This is a genomic window from Mucilaginibacter sp., assembly GCF_039935595.1.
GTDB lineage: Bacteria > Bacteroidota > Bacteroidia > Sphingobacteriales > Sphingobacteriaceae > Mucilaginibacter.
Genome location: NZ_JBDTJZ010000159.1, coordinates 12,622 through 37,419 on the forward strand (window position 1 = coordinate 12,622; position 24,798 = coordinate 37,419).

General features: G+C 40.9%; 22 protein-coding genes and 1 rRNA gene. 14 read left to right on the forward strand and 9 right to left on the reverse strand.

Going from position 1 to position 24,798, the window contains the following annotated elements; translation table 11 throughout:
* Window positions 1-82: 82 nt before the first annotated feature.
* The 3 genes from ABI367_RS10725 to ABI367_RS10735 all read right to left on the reverse strand — a co-directional run bounded on the left by ABI367_RS10725 (window position 83) and on the right by ABI367_RS10735 (window position 1,970).
* On the reverse strand, window positions 83-859 hold the full coding sequence (locus tag ABI367_RS10725) for a TPM domain-containing protein (RefSeq protein ID WP_462230587.1): 777 nt from the start codon (window positions 857-859) through the stop codon (window positions 83-85).
* Window positions 860-870: 11 nt separating this feature from the next.
* Window positions 871-1,305 carry a TPM domain-containing protein gene (locus tag ABI367_RS10730; protein ID WP_462230589.1) on the reverse strand — a complete coding sequence of 145 codons (435 nt, stop codon included), beginning with the start codon at window positions 1,303-1,305 and terminating at the stop codon, window positions 871-873.
* A gap of 86 nt (window positions 1,306-1,391) precedes the next feature.
* The gene (locus ABI367_RS10735) at window positions 1,392-1,970 is read right to left on the reverse strand and encodes a LemA family protein (protein WP_462230591.1); all 579 of its coding nucleotides are present in this window, start codon (window positions 1,968-1,970) and stop codon (window positions 1,392-1,394) included.
* A 242-nt stretch (window positions 1,971-2,212) separates the two neighbouring features.
* Here ABI367_RS10735 and ABI367_RS10740 point away from each other — a divergent pair, with 242 nt between their 5' ends.
* Complete coding sequence (locus tag ABI367_RS10740) at window positions 2,213-2,599, forward strand: DoxX family protein (RefSeq protein WP_462230593.1); 387 nt, start codon at window positions 2,213-2,215, stop codon at window positions 2,597-2,599.
* Between the two features lie 53 nt (window positions 2,600-2,652).
* On the opposite strand, the gene ABI367_RS10745 is transcribed toward ABI367_RS10740, so the two are convergent.
* Both ABI367_RS10745 and ABI367_RS10750 read right to left on the reverse strand, forming a co-directional pair.
* Window positions 2,653-2,859 carry a helix-turn-helix domain-containing protein gene (locus ABI367_RS10745; RefSeq protein ID WP_462230595.1) on the reverse strand — a complete coding sequence of 69 codons (207 nt, stop codon included), beginning with the start codon at window positions 2,857-2,859 and terminating at the stop codon, window positions 2,653-2,655.
* 1 nt (window position 2,860) lies between these two features.
* A complete protein-coding gene (locus ABI367_RS10750; RefSeq protein WP_462230597.1) occupies window positions 2,861-3,481 on the reverse strand; it encodes a DUF2975 domain-containing protein in 621 nt (206 codons plus the stop codon).
* Between the two features lie 246 nt (window positions 3,482-3,727).
* Between ABI367_RS10750 and ABI367_RS10755 the strand changes: the two genes are divergently transcribed.
* From ABI367_RS10755 to ABI367_RS10780, 6 genes are all read left to right on the forward strand, one after another.
* Window positions 3,728-5,386 (forward strand): GH39 family glycosyl hydrolase, encoded by a 1,659-nt coding sequence (locus ABI367_RS10755; protein ID WP_462230599.1) that lies wholly within the window; start codon window positions 3,728-3,730, stop codon window positions 5,384-5,386.
* A gap of 25 nt (window positions 5,387-5,411) precedes the next feature.
* Window positions 5,412-6,581, forward strand: a complete 1,170-nt coding sequence (locus tag ABI367_RS10760; protein ID WP_462230601.1) for an enolase C-terminal domain-like protein — start codon at window positions 5,412-5,414, stop codon at window positions 6,579-6,581.
* A gap of 6 nt (window positions 6,582-6,587) precedes the next feature.
* Window positions 6,588-7,364 (forward strand): SDR family NAD(P)-dependent oxidoreductase, encoded by a 777-nt coding sequence (locus ABI367_RS10765; RefSeq protein ID WP_462230603.1) that lies wholly within the window; start codon window positions 6,588-6,590, stop codon window positions 7,362-7,364.
* Between the two features lie 8 nt (window positions 7,365-7,372).
* Window positions 7,373-8,377: an AraD1 family protein gene (gene araD1, locus ABI367_RS10770; protein WP_462230605.1), complete on the forward strand. Its 1,005-nt coding sequence runs from the start codon at window positions 7,373-7,375 to the stop codon at window positions 8,375-8,377.
* A 13-nt stretch (window positions 8,378-8,390) separates the two neighbouring features.
* The gene (locus ABI367_RS10775; protein WP_462230608.1) at window positions 8,391-9,683 is read left to right on the forward strand and encodes an MFS transporter; all 1,293 of its coding nucleotides are present in this window, start codon (window positions 8,391-8,393) and stop codon (window positions 9,681-9,683) included.
* 201 nt (window positions 9,684-9,884) lie between these two features.
* Window positions 9,885-10,679 carry a diguanylate cyclase gene (locus ABI367_RS10780; protein ID WP_462230610.1) on the forward strand — a complete coding sequence of 265 codons (795 nt, stop codon included), beginning with the start codon at window positions 9,885-9,887 and terminating at the stop codon, window positions 10,677-10,679.
* Here ABI367_RS10780 and ABI367_RS10785 read toward each other — a convergent pair.
* Complete coding sequence (locus tag ABI367_RS10785) at window positions 10,633-11,013, reverse strand: VOC family protein (protein ID WP_462230612.1); 381 nt, start codon at window positions 11,011-11,013, stop codon at window positions 10,633-10,635. The two genes, ABI367_RS10780 and ABI367_RS10785, sit on opposite strands and share 47 nt — an antisense overlap.
* A 195-nt stretch (window positions 11,014-11,208) precedes the next feature.
* Here ABI367_RS10785 and ABI367_RS10790 point away from each other — a divergent pair, with 195 nt between their 5' ends.
* The 7 genes from ABI367_RS10790 (at window position 11,209) to ABI367_RS10820 (ending at window position 21,846) form a co-directional block, all read left to right on the forward strand.
* Window positions 11,209-11,571, forward strand: coding sequence for a BlaI/MecI/CopY family transcriptional regulator (locus ABI367_RS10790; protein ID WP_462230614.1), 363 nt, complete (start codon window positions 11,209-11,211; stop codon window positions 11,569-11,571).
* Window positions 11,572-11,575: 4 nt separating this feature from the next.
* A complete protein-coding gene (locus ABI367_RS10795) occupies window positions 11,576-13,609 on the forward strand; it encodes a M56 family metallopeptidase (protein WP_462230616.1) in 2,034 nt (677 codons plus the stop codon).
* 29 nt (window positions 13,610-13,638) lie between these two features.
* Window positions 13,639-14,451 carry a hypothetical protein gene (locus ABI367_RS10800; RefSeq protein WP_462230619.1) on the forward strand — a complete coding sequence of 271 codons (813 nt, stop codon included), beginning with the start codon at window positions 13,639-13,641 and terminating at the stop codon, window positions 14,449-14,451.
* Between the two features lie 212 nt (window positions 14,452-14,663).
* Window positions 14,664-17,444, forward strand: a complete 2,781-nt coding sequence (locus ABI367_RS10805) for a TonB-dependent receptor (RefSeq protein ID WP_462230621.1) — start codon at window positions 14,664-14,666, stop codon at window positions 17,442-17,444.
* A 4-nt stretch (window positions 17,445-17,448) separates the two neighbouring features.
* Window positions 17,449-18,219 (forward strand): GLPGLI family protein, encoded by a 771-nt coding sequence (locus ABI367_RS10810; protein WP_462230623.1) that lies wholly within the window; start codon window positions 17,449-17,451, stop codon window positions 18,217-18,219.
* A gap of 85 nt (window positions 18,220-18,304) precedes the next feature.
* Complete coding sequence (locus ABI367_RS10815) at window positions 18,305-21,073, forward strand: TonB-dependent receptor (RefSeq protein WP_462230625.1); 2,769 nt, start codon at window positions 18,305-18,307, stop codon at window positions 21,071-21,073.
* A gap of 2 nt (window positions 21,074-21,075) precedes the next feature.
* The gene (locus ABI367_RS10820) at window positions 21,076-21,846 is read left to right on the forward strand and encodes a GLPGLI family protein (RefSeq protein WP_462230627.1); all 771 of its coding nucleotides are present in this window, start codon (window positions 21,076-21,078) and stop codon (window positions 21,844-21,846) included.
* Here the strand turns inward: ABI367_RS10820 and ABI367_RS10825 are convergent.
* The 3 genes from ABI367_RS10825 to rrf all read right to left on the reverse strand — a co-directional run bounded on the left by ABI367_RS10825 (window position 21,843) and on the right by rrf (window position 24,787).
* Window positions 21,843-23,426: an aldehyde dehydrogenase (NADP(+)) gene (locus ABI367_RS10825; protein ID WP_462230629.1), complete on the reverse strand. Its 1,584-nt coding sequence runs from the start codon at window positions 23,424-23,426 to the stop codon at window positions 21,843-21,845. The two genes, ABI367_RS10820 and ABI367_RS10825, sit on opposite strands and share 4 nt — an antisense overlap.
* A gap of 96 nt (window positions 23,427-23,522) precedes the next feature.
* A complete protein-coding gene (locus ABI367_RS10830) occupies window positions 23,523-24,392 on the reverse strand; it encodes a phosphatidylinositol-specific phospholipase C/glycerophosphodiester phosphodiesterase family protein (RefSeq protein WP_462230631.1) in 870 nt (289 codons plus the stop codon).
* A 283-nt stretch (window positions 24,393-24,675) separates the two neighbouring features.
* A 5S ribosomal RNA gene (gene rrf, locus ABI367_RS10835) occupies window positions 24,676-24,787 on the reverse strand.
* Window positions 24,788-24,798 lie beyond the last annotated feature (11 nt).

Consider the following 24,798-nt stretch of genomic DNA (forward strand, 5'->3'; position numbering starts at 1 on the left):
CTAAATCAGCAATTCTGACAAAAAAATAGCCGGACAAAATCCGGCTATGTATATTACTAATCTCTAATTAACTAATCTCTAATCACCAGCTGCCGCCTGATCCGCCGCCGCCAAAGCTACCGCCGCCAAACCCACCGAAGCCACCGCCACCACCGCCGCCGCCGGAACCACCGCCCCAGCCACTATCGCCACGATTACCACCACCTAACATGGAGCCGGCCAATAACCACCAAAACGGACTTGACCCACCACCGCTACCAATTACCTGGCCGCCACCACCCCGCCTGCTGAATATGGAAATAAGGATAATTACAACAATTATAATAACTATAAATCCTGCGGGGCCGCCATCATTCTCTTTAGGCTTTTTGGTTGATTTGTATTCGCCCTTAGTGGCTTTTATTATCTGATCAATACCGGCATCCAATCCGCCATAATAATCGCCTGCTTTAAAGCGGGGGTTAATATCATTTACACGTATTTCTTGCGTAACCACATCGGGCAGGGCACCTTCTACACCATAACCGGTTTGTATGGTCATTTTCCTGTCGTTTAAGGCAACAAGCAAGAGCACACCATTATTTTTTCCGGCCTGGCCTATGCCCCATTTACGCCCCAACTCGGTACCGTATTGGTTAATATCATAATCGCCTACCGATTTAATGATAACCACAGCTATTTGCGTAGATGAGCTATCATCAAAGGCTACCAGTTTATCTTCCAGCGCTTGCTTTTGGTCGGCTGTTAAGGTATTGGTATAATCAGTAACCAGCGTATTTGATTTCTCCGGAAAATCCTGCGCAAAAGCCAGGTAACCGCAAAGCAGGAAACTGAAGATCAAAGTAATTTTTTTAAACATCGTCTTGATTTTTAATCACCGTCCATAAAGGAAATATCATCCGGCAACTCGTTAATATCGTCCAACGCATGCGGGAAATATTTTTTAAGCTGCTCGCCGGCCAGCTTTACTCCGGTAGCCACACCTTCAACCAGGTTGCCTTGTTTAAATTGCTCCAGCATATCGTGTTTGGTTTGCTCCCAAAAATCATCAGGAACAACCTCGTTAATACCGGCATCGCCAATAATGGCAAACTTACGGTCAACCGTGGCCAGGTATATGAGTACACCATTGCGCAGCTTGGTTTTATGCATATCCAGTTTGGCAAAGTATTTTGCCGCACGGTCAAGCACCTCTTCGCTGCAGGTTTTTTCAACACAAACCCGTATCTCGCCCGAAGTATTTTTTTCGGCAGCTTCTACCGCTTGCTTAATGCGCTGCTGTTCCTCGTTGTTAAATAGAGCCATGATTACACTGATTTTTTGAGGATTACACCGATTTTTAACTGCATTTAATCGGTGCAATCTGCAAAAATCAGTGTAATCCTGTAATATTAAAACTGTACTTTGGGCGATTTATCAGCACCTGCTTCGGCCTGGAAATATCCCTTTTCGCTAAAGCTGAACATTTTAGCGGTAATATTTGCCGGGAACGAGCGTATCTTACTGTTATACTCCTGTACGGCAGTATTAAAATCTAAACGCGCTACGTTAATTCTATTCTCGGTGCCTTCTAACTGCGCCTGTAAACCCAAAAAGTTTTCATTGCTTTTTAACTGCGGATAATTTTCGGTAACCACCATTAACCTGCCCAAAGCCGAACTTAACTGGCCCTGTGCAGCCTGAAATTTAGCTATAGACTCGGGTGTTAACTTAGTGGGATCAACCTGTACAGATGTAGCTTTGGCGCGGGCCTCAATAACATCAGTTAAAGTGCTTTTTTCAAAATTGGCAGCACCTTTTACAGTGGCAACCAGGTTAGGTATCAAATCTGTACGGCGCTGGTACTGGCTTTGTACTGCCCCCCATTTAGCCTTAACGTTCTCGTCCATTTGTACCATGCTATTATAGCTGCATGAGCTTAAAGACATGGTGGCCATAATAACCAATATTGCTGCGAGTATTTTTTTCATTGCTGTAATTTTTTATTTATTGTTTAGATGACAAAAGGCATACCGTTGTTACAATTTTGTTACGATTGTGCCATAATGGCGTTTTGTTAGTAAATGTACTGTTTTTGATGGGCAGATGTATAACGAGTGCAAAATGAGAATAATATTGCCGTAAATGCCCCTGCAATAAGTCCCGTTTGCATACCTTTAATATCATTCCACTCCATTATATTTGTTATAACAATCACCAAAAACCTCAAAACATGAAAACAACAAAAATTTTGTACTGGGTATTTAACGGGCTGTTTGCACTTGTAATGTTTGGCTCGGGTATTCCGGCTGTTATGTCAAGCCCTGATGAGATCAAAGGCATACATGAAGTGTTAGGGTATCCTGTTTACATTATACCTTTTATAGGTGCAGCTAAAATTATGGGATCAGTAGCCATACTGGTTCCCGGATACCCGCGATTAAAAGAATGGGCCTATGCCGGTTTAACCTTTGACCTGATATTAGCTACATTCTCGGTATATACCGTACCTCCTCCCGAAGGCAAATGGTATTTTATGTTTGTATTTTTGGCACTGGCAGCGGCCGCTTATATTTATTATCACAAACTGGTAAAGATTACCTCTACCGAAAAACCGTAACCAACTATAAAATCTGAATCGCTGATTTAAATCAGTGATTCAGATTTTATACGTTAATCCTTTTGATATTCCAATATATCGCCGGGCTGGCAATCCAGCACTTCGCATATCAGCTCAAGCGTACTAAACCGCATGGCCTTGGCTTTGCCCTGTTTAAGTACAGATAGGTTTGACAGCGTGATCCCCACCTTATCAGACAAAGTGTTTAATGACATTTTTCGCTTTGCCATCATTACATCCAAATTTACTATGATCGCCATATCAGATCGTTAATTTTTGTTCTTCCTCTAACGAGGCCCCTATTTTAAATATTTCGGCAACAACTATCAAAATAATACCCATAAACAGGCAACTGAAATTGAAGCTGTAGGTAAGTTCGGTGTACCGCCAATTGAAATTGCGGATAAACATCTGTGTTATATAAATATTTCCCAACCATTGCAGTACCGAATAGGCCATTAATATAAAAGCAATGTTCCGTATCCTAACTATGGTTAGTTCATTAAAAGGCTGATTTTTGCTCAAATTTGAAAAGATTGCCTTCAATTGGTACGTAATAATTGATACCACCGCAAATATCAACAAAGTTGCCAATATCATTAAGCTAACATTTTGCCAGGTCGCCATTACATGTAAACTAAAAACCCCACTTGTAGTATTTACAATGCCGTTAGGCAAGCTTTTATCTAGTGAAATAACCGGTGCCATAATGGTACGATCAGAAAAGGTAATGGGAATACCCAACGAATATCCTCTTCTAAAATAAGCTACCAATAAAAGCATTACAATAAACACAAAGCAGGCCACCCACTCCAGCCACCACACCACGTTAATTATGCCTGTTATTACCGCAGACAATGATTTTTTTCCTAATGTTTTCATTTTTTTTAAGTTTTTTAGTGTTTGTTTATGCAAATGTAATAAATATTTATTGATAAACAATAAATATTTATTTTTCTTTAATTTTTATTGCTCAGTTATTATGGATGCTATGCTTGCCTATTAGCTGGTGTTTGGTAACATCTTTAAAGCAATTATTAAGAACTTTATACAAGAAGATAATTTTATTAGCTTTGGCTATATAGACCATCAAGCCAACATCTATTTATAATTATAAAAATTCCTGATATGAAGCATCCTAATAAACTGGTTATGCTATTATTGTTTGCCATAGCCGGCTATTCAGCCCAATCGCAAACACCGACAGCTAAACCAGTAACCATTGATATAAACCTGGGTAATAAATCGGCACCGTTAGACCCTATATGGGCCAATTTTGGCTATGATGAGCCTAATTATACCTATATGACCAATGGCCAGCAGTTGCTTACCGAGCTATCGCAGATGACCAAAGTGCCGGTAAACATCCGTATGCACCACCTACTGGTTACCGGGGATGGTACACCGGCGCTAAAATGGGGATCGACCAATGTTTATACCGAAGATAAGGACGGCAACCCGGTTTACGACTGGACCATTATTGACCGCATTTTTGATGTGATTGTTAGCCGGGGCCTGCACCCTATCGCACAAATAGGTTTTATGCCACAGGCGCTGTCAACCCACCCGGACCCTTATTATAAAGCTGATGGCGTTAAATACTCGCCAAAAGATTATAAAAAATGGAGCGATCTGGTGTATGCCTGGGTAAAACACAGTGTAGACAGATACGGCCAAAAAGAAGTAGAAAAATGGAATTGGGAACTATGGAACGAACCCGATATTACCTATTACTGGAAAGACAGCACCGAAGATCTGATAAAACTGTATGACTATACTGCCGACGCTGTAAAACGGGCCCTGCCTACAGCTACATTAGGCGGCCCAGAAACCACCAGCCCAAGCGGTGCTAAAGCAGCTGCCTTTTTAAAAGCTTTTTTAACTCACGTAGTGAGCGGTAAAAACTACGCCACAGGCCAAACCGGATCGCCTTTAGACCTGATTACCTTTCATGCCAAAGGAAACACCCGTTTGGTTAATGGCATTATGCGCATGAATATGAAACAGGAGTTGAGTGATATTGACAATGGTTTTAAAATAGTTGCTTCCTATCCTACCCTAAAAAAATTACCCATTATAATTGGCGAAGCCGACCCTGAATCGTGCGCGGCCTGCGTGGGCCCGCAATATGATTACCGTAACGGCACTATATATCCCAGCTATGAAGCCGCCGCTATTGCCCGTATTTATGATATAGCTGCCAACCGTGGCGTTAACCTGCGTGGTATAGTTACCTGGGCCTTTACCTTTGAGAACGAGCCGATATTTAAAGGGTACCGTGAACTGGCCACCCAGGGTGTTGATAAACCGGTTTTAAATACCTTCCGCATGTTCTCGATGATGAAAGGTAACCGTGCCGAAGTAAAACAAAACCTGGCTTATACTGCCCAGCGTATTTTAGATTCGAGCGTGCGTGCACAGCCTGATATTAACGCGCTGGCCACTATTGATAAGCACCAGGCCAGCGTACTGGTTTGGAACTACCATGACGACAATAACCCTGCGGCACCAGCAAGCCCGGTAAAAATAAAACTGGCCGGCTTACCTGTTGCCACCGCCACCGTAAAGCAGTATCGTATTGATGATGAGCACAGCAATGCCTATGCGGTTTGGAAAAAAATGGGGTCGCCAAGCAGCCCCACCATACAGCAAAAAGCGGAGTTACAAAAGGCAGGTAAACTGCAAACAATGGGCGCACCTCAAAAAATAAAGGTTACAGGCGGGCAGGCAACTATTGACGTTAGCTTACCCAGCCATAGCGTAGCCCTATATCAATTAACATGGTAAAAAACAAAGCAACATATAATAACTAATGAAAATAAAATCTATCCGTACCAAATTATACCAGTGGAACGGGCCGGTAAAAACCACCGATACGGTTTTTGCCACGCCCGTAAGTTTATTACCTTTTCAGGTTGACGCGCAGGCAGCTTATCGCTTTTTTAGCTGGCTGGTAGTTGAAGTTGAAACCGACGAGGGCCATATTGGCTATGGCAACGCGGGCCTATCACCTGATGTGACCAAGCTGATCATCGATTCTAAGTTAAAATCGCTGCTTATTGGCGAGAACCCCATGAATACCGAGTACCTGTACGAAAAAATGTACCGTTCGTCAGTAGCGTATGGGCGCAAAGGAAGCGTAATAGCAGCCATTAGTGCCTTGGATATTGCCTTATGGGACATTAAGGGACAAATAACCAACCAACCTGTATTTATGTTATTGGGGGGCCGTACCAAAGAATATATCCCAACTTATTACAGTCGTTTATACACTCGTAACCTTGATAGCCTGCAGCAGGAAGCCGCGCATTATAAAGCCGAAGGGTTTACCGGGATGAAGCTGCGTTGCGGCTACCCCCTTACTGAGGGCATTGCCGGGATGCGTAAAAACGTAGAAATGGTGAAGGTAGTGCGCGATACAGTTGGCGATGATGTAGATATAATGCTTGAAGCATATATGGGCTTTAATTATGCTTATGCCAAACAATTTTTAAAAGAGCTGGAACCTTATAACCTGCGCTGGGCCGAAGAACTTTTACTGCCCGACGAGATACACAACTTTGCCAAGCTTAAACAATACACTGATATACCGTTATCGGGCGGCGAGCATGAGTACACCCGTTTTGGTTTTTATGATTTACTGAAAGCCGACGCGCTGGATATTTTTCAGTTTGATACAAATCGTGTAGGTGGTTTTACCGAGGCTCAAAAAATTTGCAACCTGGCCTATCAGCATGGCGTAGAAGTAATACCACATGGCGGGCAAATGCATAACCTGCATGTGGTAATGAGTTCGTTTGCATCGCCAATGGCGGAGTACTTCCCTCAAACCGAAATAGAAGTAGGTAACGAAATGTTTTGGTACATATTTGATGGTGAAGCTGTAGCCGAGAATGGCAAACTACAGTTAGACGATAATAAACCGGGCATGGGCCTTACCTTAAAAACCGAGGGTCTTGAACATTTTAAAATTATAGAATAACCCTTAATGGAACATAGTATTTTAGATCAGTTTAAACTGAACGGCAAAACGGCATTTATTACCGGCGGTAACCGTGGTCTGGGTTTGGCAATGGCCAAAGCGTTAGCCGAAGCGGGGGCTAGCATTGCTATCATTTCGCGCGATGTGAATGCTAATAAGGAAGCCGCACAATTAATAAATTCAACTTACGGTGTACCGTGTATTAGCATTAGCTGCGATATTACCTCCGAAGAAAGCGTAAACAATGCGGTATCAACAACAATTGCCGAATTTGGGAAGATCGATATCCTCATTAATTCGGCGGGCATAAACATTCGCGGTAAAATTGAGGATATGTCGCTGGAAGATTTTAATAAAGTGCAGCAGGTAAACGTAAGTGGCTCATGGCTGGTAAGCAGGGCTATTTTGCCCTGGATGAAAAAAAATGGATACGGGCGCATAATTAACTTAGGTAGTATGCTATCGGTAACCGCTATACCAGAGCGTACGGCTTATGCTACCAGCAAGGGTGCTATTTTACAATTAACCCGTGCCCTGGCCATGGAATATGCTAAAGATGGCATTACTGTTAATGCCTTGCTGCCCGGCCCCTTTGCTACCGAGTTAAATTTACCTTTATTAAATGACCCTGAAAAATACCAGGCTTTTATGAACAAAATACCGATGGGCCGATGGGCCGAGCCGCACGAAATTGGCGGCCTGGCGCTGTACCTTTCAAGCCCTGCATCGGCATTTGTAACCGGCAGCTGTATATCAATTGATGGCGGTTGGACAACACAATAATATACAATATGACAAACACACGTTTAGTACAACTAAAAAATAATTCAGGCAGGGCCGTTGCTTTGGTTGATGAACCCAACCTGATTCTAATCAATAACTTTTCGTCGGTATATGAAATGGCGCTTGGTGCCATTGATACAGGCATCCCGTTAAAAAAATTAATAACCGATAACCTATCGGCCAATAAACTGGATTACGATAAAATATACAATGGCCAAAGCGAGTGGAAACTGCTGCCCGCTTTTGACCATCCGGAAAACCCGATGAATTGCATAGTATCAGGCACGGGCCTTACCCATAAAAGCAGCGCCATGAGCAGGCAGGCAATGCACCAGGATGGTGATGTTAAACCTACTGATAGCCTTATAGTTTACCAGTGGGGAGTTGAAGGCGGTAATCCCGAACCTGGAAAAATTGGTGTACAGCCCGAGTGGTTTTATAAAGGTACCGGCTATATGCTTAAAGCACATGGCGAGCCGCTTGAAGTACCACCTTACGGAAACGATGGCGGCGAGGAGCCTGAAGTAGCCGCATTATATATAATTGATAAAAATGGCCAGCCTCACCGCGTAGGCTTTTGCACCGGCAATGAGTTTTCTGATCATGTGATGGAAAAAAAGAATTACCTGTATCTGGCACCCTCAAAATTAAGGCAATGCTCTATAGGTCCGGAGCTGGTAATTGATGCTGATTTTAAAGAACTAAACGGAAAAGTTAGTGTTAGCCGCGGCAACGAAACATTATGGGAATCGGTAGCAACCACCGGCGAAAACAATATGGCGCATAGTCTGGCTAATTTGGAATACCATCATTTTAAATATGAGGGACACCGCATGCCTTTGCAGGTGCATGTTCATTATTTAGGCACTAATGCTTTTAGTTATAGTATTAAACTATTGTTGCAGCATAACGACCTGATGACGGTACAATGGGACGGTATGGGCAGGGCGCTGCAAAACCCCATAAAAATAAGCAGTGAGCCGGAAGAACTTGTGGAGATAAAATCTATATAAACAACTACTCCGCATGGAAGCAATCACAGGTAGTATAAAACCATCGCGTATGCGGTGGGTAATGATAGGGTTGGCCTTTTTGGCCACGGTGCTTAATTATGTGCATCGCCTGTCGTTCAACTATCTTAGTGCCGACGGCGAGTTGCGCCACCTGATACCAAATGAAGCTTTTGGCTATATTGGTACGGCTTTTTTTATAGCCTACATGATATCCAATGCTTTTTCGGGTTACGTTATTGATAAACTGGGAACCCGTTTAGGCTATAGTTTATGCATGGCATTCTGGACAACTGCCGGCCTGTTCCATGCTTTTGTAATTACGCCTATACAGTTTGGTATAGTACGCTTTTTTTTAGGTATAGGCGAGGCGGGTAACTGGCCGGCAGGGCTTAAACTTACTGCCGAGTGGTTTCCGCCGGAAGAGCGATCGACAGCATCAGGTATATTTAATAGCGGCTCGGCATTGGGCGCTATCATAGTACCCCCATTGGTAGCTTATTTAGCCATTAGCTATAGCTGGCAAACCACCTTTATTTTATTGGCTGCGTTAGGGTATTTATGGCTTGCTGCCTTTTGGTTTATATATTACACGCCTAAACAGGTTGTCCCCGAAATAAAGGCCAAACAGGTACCCTACAAAGAGCTTTTAAAAACCCGTTTTGTACGAACGTTTTTTCTGTCCAAATTTTTCCTGGATCCTGTTTGGTATTTCATCACCTTTTGGATAGGCCGCTATCTGGTTGATGTGCATCATCTGGCCCTAAAACAAATAGGATGGCTTGCTGTAATACCTTTTATTATATCAGATATAGGGAATTTAATTGGCGGCTATTTTACACAGTTTGTTATAAAACAGGGCATGCCCATCCCTAAAGCCCGCAAATTATCAGTTTGCTTGTCGGCGGGTATAATGGCAGCAGCCTTTTTAGCAGCGCCATTTTTAGTTACGTCGCCATTATCGGCATTGTTGCTTTTTGGTATGGCGGGGTTTGGCTATACATCCTATACCGCTAATTCGTTGGCTTGCCCTGCGGATGTTGTTCCCAAAAGTTCTGCGGCAACAGTATGGGGTATTGGCTGCGTGGGCACAGGTTTAGGCGGAGCATTATTCCAGTCACTATCCGGAATCATGTTGGGTCATTTTAGCACAAGCAATATACTTACAGGTTATAACTACCTGTTTATTATGTATGGAGCAATAGCTGTTTTAGGTATGCTTGTAGTGTGGTTTATGATGGGCCCCATACAAAAGAATAATGCATTACATGAGCTGGTAAATAGCGAAGCGGCTATTGCAGCCGTATAATACCACCGCCTAATATTGTACTTTTACGTGTCGCTTCTTAATTTACTATTGCCCTCAAGTTAAATTTCTATCTAAAGGGGCTAAAATCATACTTATAACGATTTTAATAGTTAAACTGGCTATTTGATGTTGATGCTTACTATATAATTTGTAAATTGAAATATATTTGTGCCGCTAACTATTGCTAATCCCGCTCCTGTTTTGAAAAATGAAATTGAAAAAAAGAGAGCCAAGGCACTCGTTGTGGCTAACAAAGAATTAGCTTATCAAAATGATGAGAAAGAGAAACGCGCCGCCGAACTCATCATTGCCAATAAAGAACTTGCCTATCAAAACAAAGAAAAACAAAATCGTGCGGATGAGTTGCTCATCGCCAATAAAGAGTTAGCTTTTCAAAATAAGGAAAAAGGACGCCGAGCCGAGGAACTTATTATTGCGAATCAGGAGCTGGCCTTTCAAAATAAGGAAAAAGAAAAACGGGCTGCCGAACTTATCATTGCTAACAATGAGTTAGCCTATCAAAACGACGAAAAACATAATCGCGCTGAGGAACTGCTCATTGCTAATAAAGAATTAGCCTATCAAAATAAGGAGAAAGAGAAACGCGCCGCCGAACTCATCATTGCAAATAAAGAATTAGCTTACCAAAACGAAGAAAAAGAAAAGCGCGCCATCGAGTTAAGCATTGCATACAACAAAATTAAAAAAACCGAAGAGTTTTTAAAAGAGCATATAAAGGGGTTAGAAGAAATGATGTTTATGACCCATCATAAAGTAAGGCAGCCGGTTGCCAATATCCTTGGGCTTGCGGGCTTACTTAATACCTATCTGAAAACACCAAGGATCTTAAAAAAACTGGTTGGATTTATTAAAATATCTGCGCTTGATCTGGATGCTTTTACCCGCGAACTAACTACTTTTATGAGCGACCTGGATGCAAAAAGCAAAATTAACGCGGCTGCAACACCGACAGAAAATTCCCTGCCGGATCTTTAAACCAGGCTATTACCGGGCCGCGGCTATCGCGAGATATTCCTTTTTCGTCGGTTTTTAATGTTCCCTCATTATAAATCTCAAACTTAACGCCACGTTTGGTTAGTTCATCTACCGCGGCATCTACGTCATCAACTTCAAAATTAAGCACGGTATAATTAGCCGGTTCATAATTGGGTTTGGCATATACAAATATTTTATGCCCGCCTGCCAGGTGCAGTTGTAATTGCCCCATTGGTTTTGATACCTCCAGCTCCAGCACTTCGCTGTAAAATTTTGTTGCTTTCTCTATGTCGTCAACAGCAAAGCCGCTAAACGCAGGTGTGTTTTTAAACATAACGGTTGGTATTGATTAATTATTTAACGTGTTAACAAGGTACTTGTTTTAAAAGATGTGCAGGCTGTATAAACAAGCCATTATAAAGGGGTAAAGCAGACAAATTTATGCGCTGTCGCAATAAATAACTGATGAAAAAGTTATATAACTGAAAAAACAGTTGTAAAACTGAAAAATAAGTTTTAAGTTTGATTTATGGAAGAGTTAACCAAAACCGAAGAACGCGTAATGCAGATAATATGGAAGCTAAAAAAATGCTTTGTGAAGGACATTATTGACGCCATGCCCGATGAGCCAAAACCACCCTACAACACCATATCATCCGTAGTACGTATACTGGAAAAAAAGGAATACGTGGGCTATAAGGCTTATGGGAAAACCTACGAATATTTCCCGCTGATAACCAAAAGCGAGTACCGCAAAGAATCATTAAAAAAAATGTTGTCGGGTTATTTTGATAACTCGGCCGAGAGCCTTTTTTCGTTTATGCTGAAAGAGAAGCAGTTGAGTAACGAGGAGCTCAATAAAATAAAAGATATCATTAACCAAAACAAATAAAGTTATGAGCGCCATTATTTATCTGTTGCAGGTAAGTGCCTGCCTGGCCCTGTTTTACTGCTTTTATTATATAATGCTTAACAGGCTTACCTTTTTTACCATTAACAGGTATTACCTGCTGTTTACATTGGTTCTAAGTTTTGTTATTCCGTTGTTAACTATAACGGTGCATCAGCAATATGAGGCCATACCGGTAGTGCAGCAGGTAGAATATATACGTTCATTTAATAACATAACTTATTACACTCCTGCAATAGTTGATGCGCCTATCAAAACAGAAAACCCTTTAACCTGGATGCAATTATTAAAATATGCCTATTTGCTGGCGGTTGCAGGTTTATTTACCCACCTATTGGTTACGCTCATTAACTTTTTTGTAAAACTGCGTCTCCGTAAATTAAGTAGTGTAGGCAACGTACACATTTTGCGTGGCGATAAAAACTTACCGAACGGCTCATTCCTGAACTATATTTTTTTAAATGATGATGAGTTAAGCCCGGATGAGATGCAGCAGATCATAGCGCACGAAATGCTGCATGTAAAGCTATACCATTCGGCTGATAGGATATTGATGAAGCTGGTGCAGATCATCTTGTGGTTTAACCCCTTTGTTTACCTGTACGCCCGGTCGATGGAAGAGAACCACGAATTTGAAGTTGACCGTGAAATAGCCCGCTCAACCAATAAAAATAAATATGCCGATTTGCTGCTGCATTTATCAGTAGCCAACCAGGGGATGCTGTACCATAGTTTTAGCAAGGTGCCGCTAAAAAAACGTATCGTAATGCTGTTTAACCGGCCATCAGCCAAAGTTAAAAGAGTGGTTTATATATTGGTATTGCCCATAATTGTAATTAGCTGCGTGGCCTTCGCTAATATTAAAAAGGATGATATTAAAAATTTTAGCCTGGTAAGATCCACAAAAAAAATAATAGCTGCTGTTAAAACAGGACAGGAAAATATTATAACGCAATTAAACACGCCTGTGCAACTACCGGTTGCCATACTAAACGCAGACAGTGTTAAAATAACTGCCGAAAGTACTAAAGGTCAATCTGACAATATATTATCACCGGCAAAGGATAGCGTACGGTATAGTGATGTGGTTCATCTTAGCGTGCCGCTCTCTGCAAAAATTAATGTTACTATTGATAATAAGCAATATCCAAGTGATATTTTATACCAAATAAGTCGCCGCTGTATTGTAGCATCGAGCTTAAATGTTAACAATAATGTGATAGATGTAAAACTAGAAACAAAAGACGGCCAGATAATTTACATGACGCCGCATGAAAAAGAAAACCTGTACCTGGAAAATAAAACAGCACAATTACCTTTTTACAATCGGCGCACCCTAACTTATGACAATGGTGTACATTACGATTTTATAAGCTTAAACGATACCATACACAGGCGATCAGCAATGCAATATGTAGAAAGGATTGAACCGGATGATAAAGTTGGGTTCTTAATTGACGGCAAAGTTTATAGCGAAGATGAATATAAAGCACTTTCACAACCATTTATCGCATCATTAAAAAGAACAGGGTCGGCAGCATATCGCCCGGATATGCTTTATCAAAATAAGTACAAAGTTTTATATACCTTAAATTCACCAACCTACCGGCGCCCCCCTAATAATACTTCCGGTCATGGGGGTGGTGGTGTTAGTTTTTACCCGCAGTTGGGGTGGTTTTCACCAAACGATACTGCTAAAAAAACCATGTCGTTTAGGAATTTCCGAATTGCCGGCTATCCGGTAGATACAGTTACCTATAAAGCTAAAGATTATAAGGTAAACCCAGATGCATCTTTAATTGACCTCATAAAGCAACTTCCAAATTTTAAAATTGTAGAAAATGCTGTTTATGTTGGAGACAAAGTAATGAATGACCTTTATATTAACGGAAAAGAATTTAGTGGTTATGTGTTACTAGGCTTACAGGGTTTACCTGTCGGTAATGTTACCGAAATAAAAATAACCAGCCCTGATCCCAAAAACCGTAACCCAGCAATAATGTATGTTATAAGCAAATAATTTACAACCTAAACCTTATTACAATTTCAATGAAAATCTCAATCAAAATTGGGCATAAAGCCCCCCTATTGCTTTATGCGACGGTGTGTAGCCTAACAGTTAATGCGCAAAAACTACCCAATAAACAGGAAACAGCTTTATTTGCACCAACCAATGTAAAAATTGATGGAAAAACAACGGAGTGGGGCAACACATTCCAGGCTTATAACAAAGCTACAGAGGTGTTTTATACCATTGCAAATGATAACGACAATTTGTACTTAATTATACAGGCTACTGAGCCAATAATTGCACGTAAAATAATTGCAGGGGGCATAACCTTTGCCATAAATACGCCTGAAAAAAGCAAGAAGGGCGAACAAATAACTATTAGCTATCCGGTATTTGACAGTAAAAATGCACCAAACATCAACTTACGCATCAATACAGATGATTTAAGCCAATTAGACTATGACCTGTTTATATATGACCTTAATACAGAGTTTGCAAAAAAATCAAAAGAGATAAAGCTATCGGGTATCAAAGCAATTGATGATACGCTTATATCTATATATAACGAATATAAAATTAAGCCTATGGCTGCTTTTGATGATAAAAAGCAATATACCTATGAGTTGGCGCTGCCGCTTAAATACCTTAAACCGGCTATAGGCCCTCAATCAAGCTTTAGTTATACTATAACCTTAAATGGCTCAACCCGTGTTGAGGGTGCAAGAATAGAGTACATTGAAGGCGGCATACGTATTACATCACCAGGCACAAGTGCACCTTCAATGAATGATATGAAATTTATATCATCGCCCACCTATTTTACCGGCGAATATACACTCGCCAAAAAATAACCAATCATAACCATATACTAAGCCACAGCGGTTATTTGCTATTTAATGATTGCACTTTAATTAAAATATAAACTATTCTTATAAGAAAACCCGGGTTAATTAACAGTTATGGCAGTTTCTACGAATTGTCCGTAACAATTATGTTAATATTTGTTAAAACCGTTGTGGTACTAAAATTATAGTTTTATATTGGCCTAACTTAAACCTAACACATGAAGATTTCCATACTCGCAATTATGGTGCTTTTAATCTGCACTATTACCTCCTACGGGCAAACTACCTACACCATTAAGGGCACAACTATTGACACTTTAACCAAGGCAAAACTCACTACAACAGTTACTATATTAAATGCTAAGGATTCAATATTGCAAACCTTTACACATACGGGGGCTGATGGATCATTTAGCTTACCAATATCAAAACCCGGCATTTATTTACTGTGGGTTACCTGCCCTGATTATGCCAGCTATGAAGAAAAATTTACTATCAGCGCGGCCACCCCTACGCATAATTTCGGCAACATAAATATACAGGACAGGGCAAAATTATTACAGGAGGTTGTAATTAAGGGTGAGGCAACAGCTATAAAAATCAAAGGCGATACTACCGTATATAACGCAAGGGCCTTTGTAATACAACCTAATGATAAGGTAGAGGATCTGTTAAAACAGTTGCCAGACGTGCAGGTGGATAAAGACGGCAAAATTACCGCCCAGGGCGAAAAAGTACCTAAAGTATTGGTGGATGGCGAAGAGTTTTTTGGCGACGACCCTTTATTGGTTACCCGTAATCTGCGGGCGGATATGGTTGATAAAGTGGAGATATATAATAAAAAGAGCGACCAGGCCGCGTTTACCGGCATTGATGATGGTAAAACCACCAAAACCATTAATATAAAACTGCGTGAGGATAAGAAAACCGGGGTTTTTGGCAAAGTTTTAGGAGGCCTTGGTAACGACGGGTACTATGACGGCCAGGCCATGTTTAATAAGTTTAAAGGCAAATATAAATTATCTGTCTACGGTACTGCGTCAAACATTGGTAAAAATGGATTAGGTTTTGAGGACGCCAGTAAACTGGGTACTACCTCAACTACCATGGTTGATTTTGGTGACGGGGCGGTAGGCTATTCTATAAGCACCGGGGACGACTATGATAATTCCACCTATAGCGGGCGCGGTATACCGCACGCAGCAACAGCAGGTGCACATTATGATACCAAATGGAACGCGGATAAAGAAAGTATAAATACCAATTACCGGATAAGCTCTTTATCGCTTAACACTACGCAGGATCAGGATCAGCAAGCAAATTACACCAATCTGTCAACCCACAGAGTATCGTCACAAAACACCTACAACCATACATTCAGGCAAAAAGCCGACATGATCTATCAAAATAATTTTAACGCCAATACCACCTTAAAATTTACGGCTGACGGGACAATAAAAAGTACAGACAACACCCTGGACCTGACAGCCACAAATGAAAACCTGAATACTGGTTCATTGCTAAGCAAAGAGGTTAGAAGCGAAAAAACAAATGGCGACGTAAAATTATTTAACACAAGTTTCCTGTTCAATAAAAAATTTAAAAAAGACCGCAGAACTTTATCATGGAACGTGAGCGAGGCTTTTAGCCAAACCGATAGTAAGCGGTTTCTAAATTCGGTTATTACAACCCCCGCAAAAAACCCTGCCGACACTACGCTTAATCAATACCAACCTGTACATTCTTTAAGCTCGGTATTAAACAGTAACATCACCTATTCTGAACCTTTAACAGCCAAATTTTCTGCAATCTTTAACTATGGGTTTGGTATAACCACTGGTGTATCTGACCGCGAATCGTATAATCAATCTGCACCAGGAGCTGGCGGTTATAATATTTTTGACCCAACACTCAGCAATAATTATAAACTTAATCAACTTACCAACCAACTGGGGGCTTTATTCAATTACCGGGGCGATAAAACCACATTAACGTTTGGCGCGAAGGCATCTGATGTAAGCTATACGCAAACTAACCAGCTTACCGGCAATGTTGGCAAACGTAGCTTTATCAATATTTCGCCGCAGGCTGTATTCAGGTATAGGTTCGGCCCGTCAACCAACTATAGTTTCAATTATAGCGGGGCGGCTACACAACCAACTATTGACCAGTTACAGCCAATACAGATAAATACCGATCCACAAAATATCAGTGTAGGTAATGCCAATCTTCAGCCATCATTCAGACATAATTTTAGCACCAGCTACAGTGCAAGTAAAACCATAAGCGGCCAATATATATCATTTAGGGGCAATTATTCGTTTACTACAAATCCTATTATAACCAGCGTAACTGTTGACCCATTAACCGGCATACAAACCAACCAGCCTGTTAATCTAACCAGCAAAAACCCTTATAACTTTGGAGCCGGCAGCAGCTTTAGCCGCAGGGTATTGGGTGCTACAGTAGAATTAAGTCTTTCAGCTTCAGGCAATATTGGTTATAGTTACAATAATCATATACTAAGTACCAATAAACAAACCAATTACAATGCAACTTTATACCTGCAAAAAAACGAGGTAAAAAAATATAGCTTCTCAGTATCCGGTGGCCCTCAATACTCAATTTATACTTATTCGGTACAGCCAGCCAGTAACAATAGTCCTTTAGGATATAATATATCATCGTCGGGCACTCTATATTTGCCGGGCAAGTTCCAGATCGCATCGGATATAAGATATTCATACCAGCCTCCTGTAAGAGGTGTACCCGCGCTGACAAGTAATATGTTGAACGCGTCAATAAATAAAACATTCCTGAAAGGTGATAACCTTAAGATATCAATTACAGGTAATAACCTGTTAAACCAGGATCAGGTACAACGATATCCCGGCCTTACCAGCATTACGCAAACCAGCTATAATACTATTAAAAGATACTTTATGTTATCTGTAAGCTGGGATTTCACCAAATTTGGAACCACTGCAGAAAAAAATTAATACCATGAAAAACCTAATCATAACCATAACCTGCCTGCTATTAACCGGCAAGCTGTTTGCCCAGCAAAACAAAATTGTTACCAGCGGCAAAATTGAATTTGAAAAGCGAATTAATTTGCACGCCGTTGCCAAAAACGAATTGGGCGAGGGTAGTTTTACTGAAGTGTATAAACAAATATTAGCCGACTATAAAAGTAAAACGCCACAATTTGGCACGCTTAACAGCACCTTGATATTCAATAATAATAAAACATTATTTACCCCCCTTACACCTGATAAGCCTATAAACAACTTTAGCGGCAATCCCATTAATAAGCAGTTCAATACCATTTATACTGATCTTACAGCAAACAGTTCTGTTGCGCAAAAAGAGATTTATGGCGATCTGTTTTTGGTTAAAGACAGTGTGCGTAAAATCACCTGGCGCTTAACAGATGAGACGCAGGATGTGGCAGGTTATACCTGCAGGCGTGCTAACGGCTTAATATTAGATTCGGTTTATGTAGTAGCCTTTTATACGGACAGGATATGGGTAAGCGGCGGCCCTGAATCATTTTCGGGTTTACCCGGGATGATATTAAAAGTTGCGCTGCCACATGAAAACGTAGTTTGGACAGCTACCAAAGTTACTGTTGAAGATATACCACCTGCTACTATATTACCTCCCAAAAAAGGCGAGGTTATCAATAATAAAGATCTGGCTGCTAAATTAAAAGTCGCGATGAAAAACTGGGGGTCGGCCGGGCCATATGAGATGAAGATTTATTTGCTTTAGCATTAAACCTTTTATTTTAAGTTAGTCTAAACCATATTCACAACTATAAAAGGCAATATGAAAGTATTGCCTTTAACCTAACTTTATGAAGATCACAATTACGGCTTTACTTGCCCTATGTTTATGCACCATAACGTCAATGGCGCAAACAACCTATACTATCAAAGGCTCTGTTGGTGATAGCGTAATGAAAATTAAGTTGCATAATGCACCTATAAGCGTTTTAAACCCCAAAGATTCTATTTTAAAAAAATATACCCGCAGCGCGGCTGACGGCAGTTTTACCATTACCGGTTTGCCTGCAGGTAAATATCTTATACTGGTGACCTATCCTGAGTGTGCCGATTATGTTGAAACTATATCGCTTGACGGTGCAAACACCACCCATAGCATGGGCAATATTAATATGGAGCTTAAATCGCGCTTATTAAATGAGGTGATCATTAAAGGCGCTACCCTTGGTGTTAAAATAAATGGTGATACCACCGAATACAATGCCAAATCCTTTAAAATACAACCTAATGATAAGGTGGAGGATCTGCTGAGGCAGTTTCCGGGTATACAAATAGATAAAGATGGTAAGGTAACTGTACAGGGCGAAACTGCTAAGTTTTTGGTTGACGGCGAACAATTTTTTGGCGATGACCCATTATTGGTCACCAAAAACATTCGCGCGGATATGGTTGATAAAGTGCAGGTGTATGACAAAAAAAGCGACCAGGCTACTTTTACCGGGGTGGATGATGGGGTTAAACAAAAAACCATTAACATAAAGCTTAAAGAAGATAAAAAGAATGGCATGTTTGGCAAAGTGGACGTTGGTAAAGGCACCGATGGCTATTATGAGGGACAGGCCTTGTTTAATAAATTTAAAGGGAAATATAAAGTTTCTGTTTACGGCACCGCCTCAAACGACGGCAAAAATAACCTGGGCTACGCTGATAACGACCGCCTGGGTACAACATCGCTCACTACGGTAGTTTTGGACGACGGTAATAGCTATCAAACATCAGGCGGCGACGCACTTGACCAATCAAGTTATAACAGGGTGGGCTTCCCATCGGCACGTACAGGTGGTGCACATTATGATACTAAGTTTAATGACGATAAATCAACCATTAATACCAACTATCGCATAGGTTCGTTATCGCTTAATACTACCCAAAATACGCTATCGCAGGTAAACTTGCCGGGCAGCTCGCAAACTACTAACAGAGATCAGGATTCATATGCCCACACTTTCAGGCAAAAGGCTGATCTTACTTATCAAAATATCCCTAATACCAATACTAATTTTAAGTTTGGTGTTGATGGAATGCTAAAAAACACCGAAAATCGGTCAAACAACTTTAGCACAACCAGGGATAGTACTGGCGCATTACTTAACCGTACCACTTTAAACAATAGTAGCACCGCCCAGCAAAAAACGTTGAATGCCACTTTACTTTACAATAAAAAATTTGCTAAAGTTGGGCGCACGATATCATGGAACGTTAGCGAATCATATAACAGTACCCACACAGATGGCTATGTATACTCGGATATATTTACGCCGGTAAATGCTAAAGATACAGTCACCGATCAGTATAAGCCAACCAACGTATCAAGCTCGGTATTGAACAGTAACCTGGTTTATACCGAACCATTAACCAAAAAATGGACTGTAGCACTTAATTACGGGCTTGGGCTCAATAACAGCTTATCCGATAAAGAATCATTTAACAAATCTTTAGCCGGAAAATACGATGCTTTTGATGCTACTTATAGCAATAACTTTAAATTTAACCAGTTAACCAACCAGGGCGGCGCTATTTTTAATTATAAATATGCCGATGGGGTTGTAAACTTTGGTACCAAAGCATCAGCAGTTGGCTATGATCAGATAAATCAATATACAGGCGTTGTTTTTAAAAGAAGCTTTATCAACTGGTCGCCGCAGGCCAGGTTCCAGCATAGTTTTAGCCCTTCATCCAGGTACAGCTTTAGCTATAGCGGCAATAATACCCAACCAACTGTTGACCAATTACAGCCTATCCGCGATAACTCAAACCCATTAAGCATTACTATTGGCAATGCTAATCTTTCGCCACAATTCAGGCATAGTTTTAATACCAGCTTTAGTTCAAGCCAGCGGATTACCGCCCAATATTTTTCTATATATGGCAACTATTCTTTTATAGAAAATGCCATTGTTAGTAGTATAAATATTGACCCTGCTACAGGTAAATCAGTTAGCCAGTATGTTAACATCGGTAATAAAACACCTACCAATTACTCGCTTTCAACGGATTATGAGCGCAAAATTTTAGGAGTAACTACTGAGTTAGGCGCGTCAACTAACGGCTCAACTATGTTTAGTTACAGCAATAATGTATTAAATACAACTACCAATAGAAATTATAGTGTTTCATTGTACGTAAATAAGTATATCGAAAAAAAATATAGTATTTACGCGGAGATAAGGCCAAACTATTCGTTTAATACACAAACCTTGCTGCCATCAAATAATTATAACTCGGCTGGTTTAACTGTATATGGAGGCGGAGCTATTTATTTACCCGGCAAGTTTCAGATAAGCAGTTCCATAGATTATACCTACCAGGCCGCCGTGAAAAGTGCTCCCGCTGTTTATTACAAAATGTGGAACGCATCATTAATCAAAACATTTTTTAAAGGCGACAACCTTAAATTTTCGCTTACCGGCAATAACCTGCTTAACCAAAATCAAAATATACGAACTGTAAATGCCAGCGGCTTTACGCAAAACACCTACAACTCCATAATGCGTTATTTTATATTTAACATAACATGGGATTTTAGCAAATTTGGTACAACTGCCGCTACAACCAATTAATTATGAAAAACAAACTTATAATATTCGGCTGTTTTTTATTTGCCACGAATAACCTGTTTGCCCAGGTAAAGGTAATAACCAGCGGCACCATTACGTTTGAGAAACGGATAAACTTATATGCCGTTGCCAAGAATGAATTAGGAGCCAAGCCCACCCAGTATGGTTTGGATGATTACGAAAAGTACAAAAAAACATACCCACAGTTTGCAACATTAACCAGCACCCTGGTTTTTAATAATGATAAAAGCCTGTTTACACCTGTTGACCGTTTACTGGGTCAAGGATTGGATTTTTACAGCAACCCTATTAACAAACAGCAAAACATTGTTTACACTGATTTTGCAACCAATACCAACATAGCTCAAAAAGAAATGTATGGTAACCTTTTTATAGTAAAAGATTCCACACGCAAAATAACCTGGCGGTTAACCGACCAAACTCAGGAAATTGCCGGTTTTAAATGCCGGCGCGCCAACGGGTTGATACTTGACTCTGTGTACGTAGTAGCATTTTATACCGACGAAATTGGCGTAAGCGGCGGCCCCGAATCATTTTGGGGATTGCCGGGCATGATACTACAGTTGGCATTACCTCACGAAAACGTAATATGGACAGCTAAAACAGTAACAACCGATCCGGTGCCGCCCACTGTGATATTGCCTCCAAAAAAGGGCAAAAACATCACCCGGGCCGAACTATTTAAACTGGTAAAAGAAAATATGAGGTTTGGAAACGATGTAGACACTTACGAAACCAGGATATTTGCGCTTTAGCTTATAGTGTTGCGCGTATAAACATTATCAACCAACCTTAATATACCTAATGGGTTACTATTTTGTAATGCCTCCGGCAGACTGCTATCCGGCAGTCCCTGGTAACATACCGGCCTTGTAAACCTGTAAATTGCCGTAGCACCCACAGAAGTGGTTGCGCCATTTGTAGTAGCCGGGAACGGCCCGCCATGCACCATCGCATTAGCAACCTCAACACCGGTGGGTGTAGCGTTTACCAATAAGCGGCCAACCTTGTCCTCTAAAATATAGCGCAATTCGGCATAATCTTTTAAATCCTGTTCATTACCCCAAATGGTGGCTGTAATTTGCCCGCGCAGGTTTCGGGCTATTTTATAAACCTCGTCGTTATTTTTGGTAACTACATGTACCGATGCCGGGCCAAAATATTCTTCGCTCAAAGCCTCCTGATCAAAAAATATGCCTGCAGTAGTTTTAAACATATGCGGTACAGCGGCGGTATCATGTTCGCCGGTACCTTTTGCGTATACCTCAACACCCTCGTGGTTTGATAGTTTCTCTGTACCGCGTGTGTATGACTTATATATACTATCAGATAACATAGTGCCACCTGATGCATTATCTACTTCCAATTTAAAATCATCCATAAACTGCCCCGCAATATCCGAATCAGGCAATACAACCACACCAGGGTTGGTACAATACTGTCCGCTTGCCAGCAGGTTTGACTGTGCTAACGACTTTGCCAGATCGGTGCCCTGTTCGGCTAAAATACCCGGCAAAATAAATACCGGGTTAATGCTGCCCATTTCTGAGTAAACCGGGATAGGTTCAGGGCGTTTGTTCGCAGCGTCAAATAAAGCTTTACCACCCTGGTATGAGCCAGTAAACGCTACCGCTTTAACCAGCGGGTGACCAACAATATGTAATCCTGTTTGATAAGTAACCCCTTGCACCATAGAGAATACACCTTCGGGCATACCGGTTTGTTGAGCTGCCTTAATAATACATTGGGCAACCAACTCGGCAGTTACAGGGTGGGCGGGGTGGGCCTTATGTACCACCGGACAGCCGGCAGCCAAAGCCGATACCGTATCGCCACCGGCAACAGAAAATGCGTAAGGAAAGTTACTGGCCCCAAATACACCTGCAACGCCCAAAGGTATCTGCATTTGGCGCAGATCTGACTTAGCCGGATTTGCTGCATCGGGCAGGTCAATTATAGCCCGCAGCCACGATCCTTCACGCAATATATTAGCAAAAAATCGTAACTGGTTGGTTGTCCTATCCCGCTCGGCTAATAAACGACCTTGGGGTAAGGCAGTTTCCTGCCGGGTTATATTTATTAATTCGTCGCCTACGGCGATGATCTCGTCGGCAATTTTATCTAAAAATTCAGCGCGTTTGGTGTAGGATAGTCTTTTATAGATGGGTGCAGCCTGGTTGGCTAACTCAATAGCCTCATCAATTTCGGCGGTTGTTGCTTCATGAAATGTATAAGCTATACCATCGTTGTTTTTTATTAAACTTTGAAAGGTATCAATACCATTACCTGATAATGTATTACCTATTATTTGTTTACCGCTTATATTCATTGTCATAGTTGTGATTTAAATATAGCACAAAGTAACAGCAGTAACACGCCAACAGTTTAATTAAACTGTCATTTAATAGTGTTTTTAATGTAAAACCAAAATTTAAAAATTAAGGCTTACAGCCTTCAGGGGATCCTTTAATTCGGCGGGATGTTCGGTGTTTATTAAAAATTGTTTGAGTGCCACTAATTTGTTAGTATTTATAAGGTCAACCCCACATTTAAGCAGTTCGCCCCATACCACCTTATTTTCGGGCGATGCCCATAGCCGTACTTTCTCGCCGTGCTCATGGGCCTGGGTTACATAAGTCACCAGCTTTTCACGTTGCCTTTCCGGAAACATGCCATAGCCATTCCATTTTATCAGCTTCGAGTATTTACAGCTGGCCATGGTATACACATTTGTTACTGAAGTATCGCGGGTGGGTTGCCTTAAATCTTTGTCGATAAAAGCCAGGCGATTGTTCTCTGCTTCCAACATCGAGTAAGGTTTATGGCCCGATAATACAATGGTTACAGCACCTTCTTTAACCACACCATTATCGTAGCTGGTTAAAATATCCCTGTATTTCTCTAACAGTGACTTTAACGCCTCATAAGTAATGTTAGCTTCGCTTTTAATATCAATTAATAAGGTGATGGGATGATCGTAGTTTTTATAAACATGGCCACCGTTGTCAATAATCTGTTGAAGCAATGGCTTTAAATAAAGGTTTTCAAGCTTACGATGAGATTTGAAATATGGATTAACGTGGGCAACTACCAAATTGTTGTCAAATAAAAAAACATCGGCTTCAATATTGGTGTATCCATTTGCAAGGGCATCACGCAGAGGTCGCTTATGGGCGTAATCATTATGTGAAAAAGCATTAGGCAATGGTACAGACTGCGCAAACACACAGCAATTACATAAAACAAATAAAACAGCCAAAGCCAATTTATTAAATAGCGCCTTAAAAAATAAGTTGTGCATTATAATAGTACCGTTAAATTTTTACTAATCTTTTTGCTTAAATAGGTAAGGCAATATAATTTATATTTTACTTTACCACAATAATTTTACAATTAAATTATACAAAAATACAGCCGTTGTATTTCCTGTGTGTTAAGCCGCCAAAAACAAACTATTATTTAATATTAAGGGGTGAATTTCCCTCAAGGCGGGAGAATGGTATAATATTCGGGGAATTATTTTCAACAAAAAAACCCCTCATCAATAAAGATGAGGGGTTATAACCGCCATTTAAGGCGATAAGATTTGGCACCGACCTACTCTCCCACGTATTACCGCAGTACCATCGGCTCTGGCGGGCTTGACTTCTCTGTTCGGAATGGGAAGAGGTAGACACCGCCGATATAGGCACCTGAATGTTTTTTAG

What these genes read in the sequence shown, in the direction of transcription:
- ABI367_RS10805 (WP_462230621.1), top strand. Translation starts at nt 14,664, where the DNA reads ATGAAGATTTCCATACTCGCAATTATGGTGCTTTTAATCTGCACTATT.
- ABI367_RS10750 (WP_462230597.1), bottom strand. Translation starts at nt 3,481, where the DNA reads ATGAAAACATTAGGAAAAAAATCATTGTCTGCGGTAATAACAGGCATA.
- ABI367_RS10800 (WP_462230619.1), top strand. Translation starts at nt 13,639, where the DNA reads ATGAAAATCTCAATCAAAATTGGGCATAAAGCCCCCCTATTGCTTTAT.
- ABI367_RS10740 (WP_462230593.1), top strand. Translation starts at nt 2,213, where the DNA reads ATGAAAACAACAAAAATTTTGTACTGGGTATTTAACGGGCTGTTTGCA.
- araD1 (WP_462230605.1), top strand. Translation starts at nt 7,373, where the DNA reads ATGACAAACACACGTTTAGTACAACTAAAAAATAATTCAGGCAGGGCC.
- ABI367_RS10755 (WP_462230599.1), top strand. Translation starts at nt 3,728, where the DNA reads ATGAAGCATCCTAATAAACTGGTTATGCTATTATTGTTTGCCATAGCC.
- ABI367_RS10810 (WP_462230623.1), top strand. Translation starts at nt 17,449, where the DNA reads ATGAAAAACCTAATCATAACCATAACCTGCCTGCTATTAACCGGCAAG.
- ABI367_RS10820 (WP_462230627.1), top strand. Translation starts at nt 21,076, where the DNA reads ATGAAAAACAAACTTATAATATTCGGCTGTTTTTTATTTGCCACGAAT.
- ABI367_RS10785 (WP_462230612.1), bottom strand. Translation starts at nt 11,013, where the DNA reads ATGTTTAAAAACACACCTGCGTTTAGCGGCTTTGCTGTTGACGACATA.
- ABI367_RS10815 (WP_462230625.1), top strand. Translation starts at nt 18,305, where the DNA reads ATGAAGATCACAATTACGGCTTTACTTGCCCTATGTTTATGCACCATA.
- ABI367_RS10725 (WP_462230587.1), bottom strand. Translation starts at nt 859, where the DNA reads ATGTTTAAAAAAATTACTTTGATCTTCAGTTTCCTGCTTTGCGGTTAC.
- ABI367_RS10745 (WP_462230595.1), bottom strand. Translation starts at nt 2,859, where the DNA reads ATGGCGATCATAGTAAATTTGGATGTAATGATGGCAAAGCGAAAAATG.
- ABI367_RS10765 (WP_462230603.1), top strand. Translation starts at nt 6,588, where the DNA reads ATGGAACATAGTATTTTAGATCAGTTTAAACTGAACGGCAAAACGGCA.
- ABI367_RS10735 (WP_462230591.1), bottom strand. Translation starts at nt 1,970, where the DNA reads ATGAAAAAAATACTCGCAGCAATATTGGTTATTATGGCCACCATGTCT.
- ABI367_RS10730 (WP_462230589.1), bottom strand. Translation starts at nt 1,305, where the DNA reads ATGGCTCTATTTAACAACGAGGAACAGCAGCGCATTAAGCAAGCGGTA.
- ABI367_RS10760 (WP_462230601.1), top strand. Translation starts at nt 5,412, where the DNA reads ATGAAAATAAAATCTATCCGTACCAAATTATACCAGTGGAACGGGCCG.
- ABI367_RS10830 (WP_462230631.1), bottom strand. Translation starts at nt 24,392, where the DNA reads ATGCACAACTTATTTTTTAAGGCGCTATTTAATAAATTGGCTTTGGCT.
- ABI367_RS10795 (WP_462230616.1), top strand. Translation starts at nt 11,576, where the DNA reads ATGAGCGCCATTATTTATCTGTTGCAGGTAAGTGCCTGCCTGGCCCTG.
- ABI367_RS10790 (WP_462230614.1), top strand. Translation starts at nt 11,209, where the DNA reads ATGGAAGAGTTAACCAAAACCGAAGAACGCGTAATGCAGATAATATGG.
- ABI367_RS10775 (WP_462230608.1), top strand. Translation starts at nt 8,391, where the DNA reads ATGGAAGCAATCACAGGTAGTATAAAACCATCGCGTATGCGGTGGGTA.
- ABI367_RS10825 (WP_462230629.1), bottom strand. Translation starts at nt 23,426, where the DNA reads ATGACAATGAATATAAGCGGTAAACAAATAATAGGTAATACATTATCA.